The sequence below is a fragment of the Ekhidna sp. genome (assembly GCF_965247405.1).
Lineage (GTDB): Bacteria > Bacteroidota > Bacteroidia > Cytophagales > Cyclobacteriaceae > Ekhidna.
On sequence record NZ_OZ252014.1, the window covers coordinates 1,561,590 to 1,574,050 of the forward strand.

At 41.4% G+C, this 12,461-nt stretch carries 13 protein-coding genes; 5 read left to right on the plus strand and 8 right to left on the minus strand.

The window, feature by feature from the left end; genetic code table 11:
• Both ACP14Y_RS07020 and ACP14Y_RS07025 read left to right on the plus strand, forming a co-directional pair.
• Complete coding sequence (locus ACP14Y_RS07020) at positions 1-1,284, plus strand: beta-ketoacyl-[acyl-carrier-protein] synthase family protein (protein ID WP_424962248.1); 1,284 nt, start codon at positions 1-3, stop codon at positions 1,282-1,284.
• On the plus strand, positions 1,281-1,532 hold the full coding sequence (locus ACP14Y_RS07025; protein ID WP_350206150.1) for an acyl carrier protein: 252 nt from the start codon (positions 1,281-1,283) through the stop codon (positions 1,530-1,532). Before ACP14Y_RS07020 ends, ACP14Y_RS07025 begins: the two co-directional genes overlap by 4 nt.
• 1 nt (position 1,533) lies before the next feature.
• Here ACP14Y_RS07025 and ACP14Y_RS07030 read toward each other — a convergent pair whose 3' ends face one another.
• The 4 genes from ACP14Y_RS07030 to ACP14Y_RS07045 form a co-directional block, all read right to left on the minus strand.
• Complete coding sequence (locus ACP14Y_RS07030) at positions 1,534-2,448, minus strand: CDP-alcohol phosphatidyltransferase family protein (RefSeq protein WP_424962249.1); 915 nt, start codon at positions 2,446-2,448, stop codon at positions 1,534-1,536.
• Between the two features lie 3 nt (positions 2,449-2,451).
• Complete coding sequence (locus tag ACP14Y_RS07035; protein ID WP_424962250.1) at positions 2,452-3,384, minus strand: fatty acid desaturase; 933 nt, start codon at positions 3,382-3,384, stop codon at positions 2,452-2,454.
• An 18-nt stretch (positions 3,385-3,402) separates the two neighbouring features.
• A complete protein-coding gene (locus ACP14Y_RS07040; protein WP_424962251.1) occupies positions 3,403-4,455 on the minus strand; it encodes a phospholipase D-like domain-containing protein in 1,053 nt (350 codons plus the stop codon).
• Positions 4,456-4,526: 71 nt separating this feature from the next.
• Positions 4,527-5,342 (minus strand): DUF3108 domain-containing protein, encoded by an 816-nt coding sequence (locus ACP14Y_RS07045; RefSeq protein ID WP_424962252.1) that lies wholly within the window; start codon positions 5,340-5,342, stop codon positions 4,527-4,529.
• Here ACP14Y_RS07045 and ACP14Y_RS07050 point away from each other — a divergent pair.
• Complete coding sequence (locus ACP14Y_RS07050) at positions 5,318-6,418, plus strand: glycosyltransferase family 4 protein (protein ID WP_424962253.1); 1,101 nt, start codon at positions 5,318-5,320, stop codon at positions 6,416-6,418. The two genes, ACP14Y_RS07045 and ACP14Y_RS07050, sit on opposite strands and share 25 nt — an antisense overlap.
• On the opposite strand, the gene ACP14Y_RS07055 is transcribed toward ACP14Y_RS07050, so the two are convergent.
• From ACP14Y_RS07055 to aepX, 3 genes are all read right to left on the minus strand, one after another.
• Positions 6,406-7,491, minus strand: a complete 1,086-nt coding sequence (locus tag ACP14Y_RS07055) for a 2-aminoethylphosphonate aminotransferase (RefSeq protein ID WP_424962254.1) — start codon at positions 7,489-7,491, stop codon at positions 6,406-6,408. The genes ACP14Y_RS07050 and ACP14Y_RS07055 overlap by 13 nt on opposite strands.
• A gap of 82 nt (positions 7,492-7,573) precedes the next feature.
• On the minus strand, positions 7,574-8,692 hold the full coding sequence (aepY, locus tag ACP14Y_RS07060; protein WP_424962255.1) for a phosphonopyruvate decarboxylase: 1,119 nt from the start codon (positions 8,690-8,692) through the stop codon (positions 7,574-7,576).
• Positions 8,692-9,984, minus strand: coding sequence for a phosphoenolpyruvate mutase (gene aepX / locus ACP14Y_RS07065; protein WP_424962256.1), 1,293 nt, complete (start codon positions 9,982-9,984; stop codon positions 8,692-8,694). Before aepX ends, aepY begins: the two co-directional genes overlap by 1 nt.
• Before the next feature lie 161 nt (positions 9,985-10,145).
• Here aepX and ACP14Y_RS07070 point away from each other — a divergent pair, with 161 nt between their 5' ends.
• The gene (locus ACP14Y_RS07070) at positions 10,146-10,865 is read left to right on the plus strand and encodes a phosphocholine cytidylyltransferase family protein (protein WP_424962257.1); all 720 of its coding nucleotides are present in this window, start codon (positions 10,146-10,148) and stop codon (positions 10,863-10,865) included.
• On the opposite strand, the gene ACP14Y_RS07075 is transcribed toward ACP14Y_RS07070, so the two are convergent.
• Positions 10,862-11,458, minus strand: a complete 597-nt coding sequence (locus ACP14Y_RS07075; protein WP_424962258.1) for a LicD family protein — start codon at positions 11,456-11,458, stop codon at positions 10,862-10,864. The genes ACP14Y_RS07070 and ACP14Y_RS07075 overlap by 4 nt on opposite strands.
• Positions 11,459-11,497: 39 nt before the next feature.
• Here ACP14Y_RS07075 and ACP14Y_RS07080 point away from each other — a divergent pair, with 39 nt between their 5' ends.
• Positions 11,498-12,412, plus strand: coding sequence for a Stealth CR1 domain-containing protein (locus ACP14Y_RS07080; RefSeq protein WP_424962259.1), 915 nt, complete (start codon positions 11,498-11,500; stop codon positions 12,410-12,412).
• Positions 12,413-12,461 lie beyond the last annotated feature (49 nt).

Consider the following 12,461-nt stretch of genomic DNA (forward strand, 5'->3'; position numbering starts at 1 on the left):
TTGGAAAAACATAGAGTTGTAATAACCGGACTAGGAGTAGTCTCTGCCAATGCGATTGGTGTAGATGATTATGAGAAAGCATTACGTGAAGGAAAATCCGGAATCAAGCATTGGCCGGAATTAGATGACATCAATCTCAGGTGTCAGATAGGAGGAGCACCTAACCTTTCCTCAGTCAATCTTGGTGATCACTTACCGAGATTACTGGCCGAAAAAATAACCAACAAGGGCATCCTCTACGCAATGTTATCAGGCGTAGAAGCCTGGAAAGATGCCGGTCTGGAGCCAAATACCGATAATACAGACTACAACTCAGGAATGATCTTTGGAGCTGGTGACCTCAGTTTCGATAGCTTCATCAATCGGGATTTTCCTGCTTATCCAATTGATAATGGGGAAAGTAGAAAACTTGGATCTCGTACCATTTCCGAATGCATGAATAGCGGTGCTGCTGCTTATCTCAACAATATTTTAGGTTTAGGAAATAGAATCCAATCAAATTCCTCGGCATGTATCACAGGTTCAGAAGCCGTACTAATGGGATATGAACACCTTTCGCAGGGAAAGGCTGATCGCATGATTTGTGGAAGTACAGAAGGGGATGGGAGATATATCTGGGCCGCATTTGATGCTATGCGTGTGCTATGTTCGGATTCAAATGGCAACCCGGAGTTTGGCTCACGACCAATGAGTGACTCTTCGACTGGGTTTGTCCCTTCCGGCGGATCTGGAGCATTGGTATTGGAAACATTAGAAAGCGCCAAAGAACGAGGGGCAAAAATTTACGGAGAAATATTAGGAGGGCATGTAAATTCCGGCGGTCAGCGAAGTGGCGGAACGATGACAGCAGCAAACCCGGAAGCTGTGCAAGATTGCATTAAAAGGGCAGTCAAGGTTTCAGGAATCGATCCGAAAGAAATTGATTTGATCAATGGACACCTTACTTCCACGAAGGGTGATCCTGCTGAAATAAGAAACTGGGTCGGTGCACTAGGACGATCCGGTGAAGATTTCCCTATGATTAACACCCCAAAATCCATGATTGGACATGCAGTGGCAGGAGCTGGGTCTGTGGAGTTGGTTGCCAGCGTTTTACAGCTGCATAAAGACTTTGTACACGCGAATTTGAACGTTGAAAACATTCATCCTGAAATTTCTTCAGAAATTTTTGGGGGTTGTATCCCAACGAGTTGCCAAGACAAGGAAGTAAACACTATTATCAAGGCTAATTTTGGCTTTGGTGATTTAAATTGCGCGCTCGTTTTAAGGAAATACAAAGAATGATGACTAGAGAAACTGTAAAAACCGACCTGATCAACATCATAAAGCCTTACCTACCTGAAGATGTAATGGCTAACGAGGTGTCTGAAGATAAGCACCTAATCAATGATCTAATGATTAATTCTGCACACATTGTTGATATCGTACTAGATATTGAAGATAAATTCGACATCATGATCGATGACGATGTGATTGGTGAGATGAATACTGTACAGGATTCAATCGACGTAGTTTTGCAAAAAACTGCCTAATCTAGTTGGTTAACTCCTTCAATAATTTTTGATCGTATTTCCTCTGCATGATGTTTAGAGGTAGGTAGCCTAATGTCCAAATCAGGCTAGCTGCCAGGTAAATATCGAACATTCCAAATAGTGCAGAAATAACCATCGCATTGCGGTGGGTATTGCTTCCACCAAGCCATGCCCACCAAAATAGCATCTTAAAGTTCCATTTCTTATATAGCGGGTCAAACTCCTGAGGGTTGTTCTCAGCAAGCTCACGCATCTTTCTACGTTCATCAGCAGAACGAGTAGTTGAGCCTATTTGCTTACCTGTATAGTCGAGATTGATGTAATGCATGATCTTGTGATGCCACTTGTCTCCTGTTGGCTTGATTTCATCCTTCGTTAAAGGGATATAGCCAGCCTGAGACTTCCCTACCAGATAAATGTATTCAGATTTATAAAATTCATAAAGTCCCGCCTTATAGCTGTGTGCTAAGCCTGCAGCCACCATTAAGAGCAGTATCCAATATCCATGAATAGGTATGAGATACAAGGTGCCTCCTATGTAGCAAGAGATAAAGACCAGGTTATCAATCAGTCCATCAATCTGGCGTCCAAGCTCTGACGATTGACCGGTCATTCTGGCTAACTGACCATCAGCACTATCCAAAATACCAGCCCAGGTCACTAAAAGCGCACCTAGAGCAACAATCCATGTAGTGTCTTGATAATAGAATAACGCTCCTCCCACTACTCCGATCACCAAACTGATGATAGAAACCTGAGTAGGTGTCATCTTTAACCATTTTGCCGCATTAGCAAAATACAGCCCATAGAAGCGACTAAAATGAAGGTCATAGCGCTCTTCTACATCAATTAACTTAATAGTGGATAATACCTTATCCAGGTGGTTTTGATACCTCCTCTTAAAGTAATTGAGCATTGATTATTTGTTTCGCTTCACTCGTGAGAATAGAGAAATCTTGTTGTCAAACAAGAATTGCCAGATAACCTTCGAATAGCTTTTATGAGCATACAGGTCATCATAATGTTCTGAGGCAATCTTCTTTAGTTCAGGCAACTTGGATCCTGGTATGGTTGGAAAATCATGGTGTTCATTGTGATAGCCCACATTCCAAATGAGTTTGTTCCACCAGCCGTAATAAGAGTATGTTTCTTGTCCTTCTTTATACACAAAATGTTCCGCCACAAAGTGTCCTGAAATGGGATGTAAGCCGGTTGCTAATGCTGTGGAAAGCCCTAAATAAAGCAATCCTTCCCATCCCGCCAGGAAGTAGAATCCAACCATTGCCGAAACCTGCACGATGGCATTAATGATCTGCCACTTATCAGGGACCATTGGGTGAACAAATAAAGGCCGGATGGCATAAATCGGAATTTGAATGATCAACCAAATGAACTTTCCAATCGGGCCTCTAAAGAACCTGGCCTCCCATGAAACTGCCAAATCCGTATCAACTCCTTCTTTGCCCTGGTGCCAGTGATGTTTTGCATGGTAGGCCTTAAAAGCCATGGCAAATGGCACTACCAACGGGAAGTTTACCACAATCGCCAGCCAATTATTCAAAACTTTCTTTTTGAAAGCTAGATCGTGAGTGATCTCATGTACGGCTAGCACGATGATGTGGGTAAGTGTCGTACCAACCAGTAATACCAACAAGCCAAATAACCACGGATTCTCCGGAAGGAAAAAGATGGGAATAGCAAGTTGTAGGGCAGCCACAAATAATGTCTTAAAAATCAATGAAGGATCGTTCCCAAATAGCTTTTTCACCTCAGGATGCTCCTCCATAATCACTTTTCTTCGCTGAAAGTGAGGTTCTTTCTCTTCGCTTCGTATAAAATCTAAGTCCTTCATAATCAACCGCAAATTTAACTAATGGGGACGTAAAAAAGTTCTTGACATAAATCCACCTACCATATTGAGCATTCCCATCAAAAAATCAGCCTTTCGTTTCCCGAAGGCTGAAACAGACTCTGCAATAAATTCACCAACATCCACCAACACTTTTTGCTTGAAATCTTTGATCAGTTCCTTGTCTTCTGTCACAAAGACCACCTCCTGCTCAAAGTAGTAGCTCACCAAGTCATAATTACTACTCCCAAATATCAATTTTTCATCATCAATCAGAATGGCTTTCATATGTGACATACCAGGATACTCCTTCAAATTGAAATAGCCCTTCTCCTGTTCTGATAAAATGATGTTCTTAAAGATCGATTTATTGTTCTCCTGTGGAGAAATAATAGTGATCTCTATTTCCTTGTCAGCCTGGGAGCGTAAGACCCCTAATAATGGCTCAGAAATATATGGTGAGATCACCTGTACGTTCTTTCTCGCCTGCCTGATATGATCAAAAAAATCCTCATAGAGAGCCTCACTTTTGGATCCATTAAAAAGATATAATTGACCCTGATCCGTATGGATAGTTTTTGATTGATTGCGATTTTTCCATGTCATCTCAAAGTCATCGATCAAAGTTTTGCCTAGCTTTTTGTCAGATACTTCCACCATCATGTCATGCCAGGCAAAGTTGTGATCACTGAAGTTGATGCCACCCAAAAAGCTTGTTTTACCATCAATGGTGACCATTTTTTTGTGGTTTCTCAATGGGTATTTTAAGGCCAAAAAACCTATCGGATTTGTAAATTTTACTTCAATCCTGTTTTTCTGAGCTTCTTTAATGAGTTTATTAGTTTCTTTTACTTCATTTCGAAAATCCCTATCCTGAAGATATTTGAGGGATGGAATAAAATGGTCATTGATTACGAGCTTGGAGTAGCTATCAATCAATAACTTTTTCTTTCGAGCCGGACTTGATTTCATTACCTCAATCAGCCACTTTCCTGCCGCGTCTCCTTCGAAAGTCATTGCCTGAGCATAAAAGGATTCTTTTGCAGTAGAAGCAACTTCCTCAAGCCTTTTCATAAAGGCTTGCGAACCCAATAAAATATTTGATTTAGCCAATGAAGTTTTTTGTGGTGCAAAGGTAAAGGATGCTAATCCATATACTCCACTTCATCCAACTCGAAAACAAACGACCCAACTGTCATATCTATTTCAAATCTAAGAGGAAATCTATTTCGGTCATCACTCATGACCACACGACCGGTTTTGCCCTTGTCGAAATATTCCCCCTCAGGAAAAACCAATCCAAATTCAAGCGCTCGAACTTTCCGACTGTCATATTTATGAGTCGTACTTTGGCCTGGCAGCATTTTAAATTCATACAAATCGTTTGAGAAAAAGGTACGAACCTCCACTGTTCTAGCAAATTGAGACTTATCACGGCTTCTCAACCACATGTAAGTACTTAAAGCATCTCGTATAGGCACGTTCCCATTCGGGAATCTATGATATCTCCATTCATCAATATCTTCTATGTATGCTTTAACTGAGACGGAATCCGCATAAGAAAAATAATCATGTCTAATGTCGATCATGCCTTTTCCCTCCATATCTCGATCTGATCTTAACGGTTGAAGTTCTCTTGCTTCAACCAATGATTCCATACAAACCCGCAACCTCGAAAAAACCTTGAACCAACTGGCTGTTGTAACAGTAAACTGAACCCGATAATGTGGTTTTGATTTACCGTTAGGGTAATGGAATTCCGGATCCAACCACACCACTGCCTCACCAATATTAAACCAACCAAACTTCATGTTATAGGTTAGTTTCTCGCCTGGTTTGAATGGATATGATTTATTTTGAGCTTGAATTTGGAAACCGGCCAGGATCATCAGTATCCAAAGCACTGCCACTTTCCATATCCGAAAAATCGATTTAAATGAAGATTGCACTGGTATGTCCATATGATTTTTCACGCCCTGGTGGTGTTAAGTCTCACATTGTGAGTTTGTCCAAGCATCTTACAATGATAGGTCATCATGTTAAAATCATTGCACCCAATATTAATGCCAATTTGGTAGACGAGAAAAATGTTCACTTTTTTGGTCGAAACAGATCCGTAAATGTAGGGGGTACGAAGATTGATGTGAATGTTGCGCTGGGTGAAGAGAAGCAGGCTTTAAAGAATTTTTTGAATGGTGAGTCTTTTGATATCATACATTATCACACCATCTGGAATCCTTTTCTACCATTTCAGGTATTAAAACACTCGAAAACCAAGCAGATTGCCACCTTTCATGATACGCCTAAAAGTCGCTTCGTAGGAGACTGGATTATGCCTACAGTGGCCAAGGGGGTGTTTAAGTTTCTGGACCAGATTATTAGCGTTTCGAAAAGCCAGTCGCAGTTTATTTCTCGCTTTTCGAAAAGAAAAATTCATATTATCCCGAATGGAATTGATTTGGAAGAGATAGAAAAAATCGCTCCTAAGAAGTCCAAAAGGAGTGATGATTATTTTCAGATGTTTTTCATGGGCCGGCTAGAACCACGTAAAGGGGTTATGCATGCATTACAGGCTTTTCATCAACTAAAGGAGCGCTATCCTCAAATGAGACTATTAATAGCTGGAGATGGCGATGGCAGAGCTGAAGTGGAGCAATATATCAAAGACCATTCACTGGTTGATGTGGAGCTGCTGGGGTTCGTAAGTGAAGCAGAAAAATATCGATTACTCATGGAGTCAGACATTTATCTGGCTCCTGCACTTTATGGAGAGAGTTTTGGGATTGTGTTGCTTGAGTCCATGGCTGTGGGCACACCGATCGCTGGTTATGCAAATGCTGGCTACAAAAACGTTATCACACCCGAAATGGCTGCAGGATTTGCTGAGCCGGGTGATTTGAGAGAGTTCGTGGCTTGCATCGAAAACCTCATTCCATCCAAAAAGCGTGAGATGCTTTCTAAGCATGGACTAGAAGAGGTTAAAAAATATGATTGGACCGAGGTATCGAAGGAGGTAAATGAAGTTTACTTAAAGTAAGCCTTCACCTTCTCCATCACGTAATCCATGTCCTTCTCATACAAATCTCCTATCACGGCTATACGAAATGTTTTACTTTCAGGTATAACTCCAGGGTAAATAGTGATACCGTGCTCGTAGAGATAGTCATGAAAATCATTGAAGTCTAAACCAGGCTTATCCAGGTTCAATGCGAGCAAGATTTTTGACTCCTGCTCCAAAGGTAAGAATGGAGTGAAACCAAGCTCGGTAAATCCATCATAGAGCTTCTGCCAGTTAGCCTGGTAGCGCTTCCAGCGATTTTCCAAGCCTTCCTCCTCATGCTCTTTGATTGCCTCAAGAAAAGCATAACTCGTTTGCACCGGAGGGGTAAATCGCAACTGATCTTTTTTCTGAAGGTTATCCCACTGCTTGTACACATCAAAGTAGAAACCTGTTCCATTGCTTTTTAAATCTTCCGTTCGGTCTTTATGGAAAACCACAAATGAAAGCCCCGCCATCCCGTGAATACACTTATTTGAGCTTGAGAATAAATAATCAATTTCAAGCTCAGCCAGATTCATTGGATAAGCACCAAAGGTGCTCATAGCATCTACAATGTACTTAACACCTGTTTCTTTACAAATCTCCGCAACCTCCTCCAGAGGATCCATCATTCCGGTGGAGGTCTCATGATGCACCATTGCCAGGTGGGTATACCTTCCTGAAGCGAGTGCCTCTTTGATTTTAGCTGGATCAGGGTAATCCCCAAACTCAAACATTCCAGTGTTTTTTAGGCCATATCCATCACAAATAGCTTTGATTCGGATACCATAAGCTCCATTAGTGATGATCAACACATGATCACCTTTCCCAATGGCTGAAACCATACACGCCTCCATAGCACCTGTTCCACTAGCTCCAAAGAGTGCTACTCGGTGTGTCTCCTGCGCACGGCCTACTTTAAGAATGCCATCACAGATGTCGTGCATGACCTGTCCAAACTCTTTTTCTCTTGGACAGATATCTGAAACCAACTGTGCTTCCTTGACTCGCTGTGAAGTGGTAGCTGGACCTGGGTTTAGTAAGATTTTTCTTTCTGGATCGTTTTTCATTTAAAGTAAAATTAATGACGATAGTAATCCGCCCCCTAACCCCCGAACGTTGGCCCGGCTCCAAAGGGGATTAATATGTTTGTTAGTCTTTCAAGTTGTTCATGAAAGCTTCCTTATTTTGAACCGGTGTGGTTGTAGGTCTGCCCAAGTCAGCTCGTGAGGCTTCTGTGGTTCTTACTTCAAGCATAATCGGCCCTTCTGCTTCTTGAAATTCATTCCAAACAGCTGGTAAGTCATCCATCTTCTCTACTAACCAGGTTTGCTTGTAACCTGATGACTCAGCGATTTTCTGAAGGTCTATCGCAAACCCGACTGTAGCCTGACCCCCTACTGATTCGTGGCACCCATTATTGATTAGAATATGTTTGTAATTGCTTACTTGTTGGTTACCAACAATTGCACCCGCTCCCATGTGCATAATCATAGCTCCATCACCATCCAGGCAATAAACCGGTCGATTCTTTTTACCCAAAGCAATTCCTAAGGCAATCTGCGAAGCGTGTCCCATTCCACCAACTGTTAAGAAGTCCTTTCCATGCCCCATGTTGTTTCGTGCTCTGATCTCAAACACTTCTCGGGAAGATTTTCCGGTGGTAGAAACAATTACTGCCTCCTCCTCCATTTCTTTCAACATCCACTCAATCACATCCTCACGATTAATTGTGTACGGATTCTCAACTTTCGTTTGAAGCTTGTATTTCTCAAACGTTCCTTTTCTTACCAATAGGGCAAATGGAGCATTTGTTTCTACCATGGTCTTTACCGCATCTGCCAGTTGCTTTTCTGCTTCTTTTTCCTCCTCAGAAAGAATGGCGTATGGAATTTCCATTGCCTGAAGCAACTCCTCAGAAATTCTCCCTTGCTTTACATGCTGAGGCTCATCCTTTACTCCAGGCTCGCCTCTCCACCCAATCATCAAAAGCATTGGAATGGAATATACGTCACTATCTGCCAGAGAAGTAACCGGGTTTACACAGTTTCCAAAACCGGAATTTTGCATGTAAACCAGTGGAATCTTACCAGTCGCCAAATGATGCCCCATCGCTAAAGCAATCGCTCCTCCTTCATTCGCTGCAATAATATCCGATCCTTCATCGGTCATTACGGAACAAAAATCTTTGAGCAACGAGTCAGGAACCCCAGCTGAAAACTCAATACCTTGAGATCGGATTGATTTTAAAAATTTCTGTGGATTAAGCATTAGTTAGGTAGTATTGTCAGGATTTCTTTGATCGACATGCAATATTCATCTGCCTCTTTTGAGCGCTTGTTTTCCAAAATCGATTCTGCTGTTTTCTTCATCGCAGGAAATGCTGCTCTAAGCAAATGATTCGCATATATCACAATACTGAATCCGGCTTCTTTTAGTTCATCCTCTGTAAACTGGTTGTATGAAGAAGGTACTGAGACAACCGGAACTTTGTATTCAAAATCTTGATAATGCTTCATAAATTCCATGATCTCAGAACCATCTTTATGACGACTATGGATCATGATTGCATCTGCCCCAGCCTCGATGTAAGCTTTGGCTCTCTTCAGTGCATCTTCCATACCGTGCTCAGCGATCAAGCTCTCCAAACGGGCGATGATCATAAAGTCCTCTGTAACCTGAGATTTCTTCCCGGTATTTATCTTCTCGCAAAAGCCTTCAATCGTATCCAATTCTTGCTTTACCTCCGTTCCGAAAAGTGAATTTCGTTTTAGGCCAACCTTATCCTCAATGATTACTGCTGAGACCCCTAACCGCTCCAGGTTTTTTACCAGCATTGCGAAGTGTTCTGTAACACCACCCGTATCTCCATCCAGGATGATCGGCTTGGTAGTTACATCCAGGATATCATTGATGGTATTGAACCTGGATGTCCTGTCTACATATTCTGTATCAGGTTTTCCTTTTGCAGTAGAATCCGTTAGTGAGCTAACCCACATCGCATCAAACTCACGAGACTCATTACCTGCATCCACTTTGGTTTCTTCAACAATCAAAGCAGAGATTCCATTATGTGCTTCAAGTACTCGAACGATATCCTTTGAATCGAGTAGCCTTCTCAACATTCTTCTTCGGATGTCCGGCGTGGTACCCACTTCCTTCATTGCCTGCCTTAGTCCTGTGGAAGAGATACCTGAAGTGTATTCCGGCTCTACCAGCTCTCCGCCCCACTCTTCCAGAAGTTTAATCACCTTGTCCCGAATATGCTTTTGAGGTCCGGTTTTCCAGTCAGTACCGTGAACCACATAATCAGGCTTCAGTTCTCGAAGGTTTTTTTCATAATCCAAATCCTCTTGTAGAATTACTTCCTTGACACCCTTTAGGTTTTCGAGGATTTTTTTCCGCTCATCGTAAGATAAAAACGGTGTACGACTGTATTTGCTAACCGCTTTATCTGAGAGGAGACCTACAGTCACTTCTCCGAGTTCACGAGCTACTTCGATAATATTTATGTGGCCATGATGGATGAGGTCAGTCCCCATTCCTACGTATACTTTCTTCATTTAACTATGAAAATTTTGTAATAGGTGTGTATAAATTCATTTACCCCTAAACAGAATATTTTTATTTATGAATTTATGCCCGCCCATTGCGATTTAGAATATTCTATCTTCGCGCAAAAGTAATTGGAAACCGAGGGAATCTCCTCCTTATTTTCTAAGAGATGACGCAAACGATTGAAACCGCTGTAATATTAGCCGCCGGAAGAGGAACCAGGCTTCAACCATACACCTTTGACATTCCGAAAGGATTTATGCCTGTAGGGGAAGAACGGTTAATCGAACGATCAGTCAGACTTTTGAAGGAAAACGGGATCAAAAATGTGATCATTGGAACGGGACACCTTCATGAGCATTATGAGAAGTTTGCTAATGAACACGGGCTAACTACTTTTTTAAGTCCTGATTATGCTACGACTGGCAGTTTCCATACATTGATCTACGGTTCAGATTTGATAAAAGGAGACTTTCTTTTGTTGGAGTCCGACCTTCTTTACCATTCTGACGCAATAAAAAGTTTGATTGAAGCTGAAGAAAAAGACGTCATTCTATGCAGTGGGTTTACGCAATCCAATGATGAGGTTTATGTAGAAGTGGCGGATGGAAAATTAAAAAGTCTTTCTAAGAAGAAAGAGGAGTTGGGTTCTGTGGATGCTGAGCTTGTTGGGATATGGAAAATCTCCATGGAACTGCTTGAGAAATTGAAGGGACACCATAAAGAAGCCACTGATGCCATCAAAAAAGATTATGAAATAGCTATTGCTCAGCTATCAGGCGACCATAGAGTAGATGTACTAAAGCTTGATGACCTGGTCTGGTGCGAGATTGACAATCAGGATCACCTTGAGCGGGCCAAAGAGAAAATTCTTCCAAGATTAGACTAAGATTTTGGTGGATGCCATAATCCTGTTTTTTGATCTCTCGAACCGCCAGTGCCTAGATAACCGTACATAAGTTCCAGATAACCCAAAGTATCATTTGGAACAGTTACCCTTTCTCCAAGGAAAGAGTCTTCTTTTAACGGAAAGATCAGTTTTTTAGAAATATGCTGACGCTCATTCGGGTAGTTAGCCTCTACAAAGGTGCGGACAGAATCTCCTTTATCTTCGTAAAAGAAGATATCAAAATCATAGCCTTTGTAAGAGAAGTAAACCTTTGGCCCTTCATGATTTGCTGAAGTGTCGTAAAAATGCAAACCTTTGGGCATTTTATCCTTCAATTTCTTTACCGACTCATAGGCACTTTCCATCATGGCTACATCAATATCAATGTCATGCGGAATAATTCCTCCAGTTCTGTGATAGCCAAGCAACGTTCCAAAATCCAGCCAGTAAGGTTCTCCTGATTCTTTGAGGACGCTGATGGATTTTCGAAACATTTCCTCCAAAATCGCAAGCTTTCGCTGACGGTATTGACCGGGCAAAGCGAATAAAACTACATTTGCAACGCGTTTGAGATATTGGATGAGGCGTATCATGACGCAAAAAAAGGTAATTCGGTCAAACTAATTGAATCATTGAGTAAACAAGAGATAAATAAGCCAATCGATTTGGTTTACACATGGGTGGATGGGAATGATCTGGAGTATCAGAAACTAGTGAATAAATACTCTGAAAAGCCGCTGGATCTCAACCCTGAACGATATCGTGATCTCTTCCATTTAATGAAATACAGTTTGCGTTCGGTAGAAAAATTTGCTCCGTGGATTAACCACATTTACATTTTTACCTGCCGCCCTCAGAAACCGGATTGGCTCAATGTTGATCATCCAAAAATCTCTGTGGTTCACCATGATGAGGTCTTTGATGAACAGGATGTGCCGACTTTTAATTATAATGTAATCGAAAGTTATATTCATAAAATCCCAGGCCTCTCTGATGATTTCATTTATCTCAACGACGACTTTCTTTTTGGTAATGAGGTATTTCCGAAAGATTTCTACACAAATGATGGAAAGGTACTGATTCACGGAACGTTGTTCGGTGAAAATCTTGGCTGGAGGATTTACAACAAAAAAAATGACATTGTTGGTTTGGGTCTAATTGAACATTCACCTCTATTGATACGAAAAGAATGGTGGCAAGGCATGCAGGATATGCAGCCGAAATTGATTGATGAGATCAAGTCACACAAATTTCGTGAGGGCACAGATGTAATGACCTATAAGTTATATCGCTGGTATACACTTAAACATCAATCCAGGCATTGTAGAGCAATTAAACTACCTGAATTACTTAAAATTCATTCTTTCCACAAAATCACAAACAATCTGAAAAAACAACAAAGAGCCTTCAAATGGCTTGAAAAGAAGCAGCCAAAATTTTATTGTCTAAATGACGATCAGGGAAAAAATCCGAACCAAGAGGTTGTTGAAATTGTACAGAGATTCTTGCAACGCACCTACCCTGATAAGTCGGCCTATGAAAAGTAACTTTGCATCCACCATGGCTTCAACCACCACAATAAACTCAAAGAAAAAT

Excerpts from the sequence above, each read along its gene's own strand:
- ACP14Y_RS07040 (WP_424962251.1), bottom strand. The coding sequence starts at position 4,455 with ATGAAAAGGCTTGAGGAAGTTGCTTCTACTGCAAAAGAATCCTTTTAT.
- ACP14Y_RS07045 (WP_424962252.1), bottom strand. The coding sequence starts at position 5,342 with ATGGACATACCAGTGCAATCTTCATTTAAATCGATTTTTCGGATATGG.
- ACP14Y_RS07050 (WP_424962253.1), top strand. The coding sequence starts at position 5,318 with ATGAAGATTGCACTGGTATGTCCATATGATTTTTCACGCCCTGGTGGT.
- aepY (WP_424962255.1), bottom strand. The coding sequence starts at position 8,692 with ATGCTTAATCCACAGAAATTTTTAAAATCAATCCGATCTCAAGGTATT.
- ACP14Y_RS07075 (WP_424962258.1), bottom strand. The coding sequence starts at position 11,458 with ATGATACGCCTCATCCAATATCTCAAACGCGTTGCAAATGTAGTTTTA.
- ACP14Y_RS07055 (WP_424962254.1), bottom strand. The coding sequence starts at position 7,491 with ATGAAAAACGATCCAGAAAGAAAAATCTTACTAAACCCAGGTCCAGCT.
- ACP14Y_RS07025 (WP_350206150.1), top strand. The coding sequence starts at position 1,281 with ATGATGACTAGAGAAACTGTAAAAACCGACCTGATCAACATCATAAAG.
- ACP14Y_RS07035 (WP_424962250.1), bottom strand. The coding sequence starts at position 3,384 with ATGAAGGACTTAGATTTTATACGAAGCGAAGAGAAAGAACCTCACTTT.
- ACP14Y_RS07070 (WP_424962257.1), top strand. The coding sequence starts at position 10,146 with ATGACGCAAACGATTGAAACCGCTGTAATATTAGCCGCCGGAAGAGGA.
- ACP14Y_RS07030 (WP_424962249.1), bottom strand. The coding sequence starts at position 2,448 with ATGCTCAATTACTTTAAGAGGAGGTATCAAAACCACCTGGATAAGGTA.
- aepX (WP_424962256.1), bottom strand. The coding sequence starts at position 9,984 with ATGAAGAAAGTATACGTAGGAATGGGGACTGACCTCATCCATCATGGC.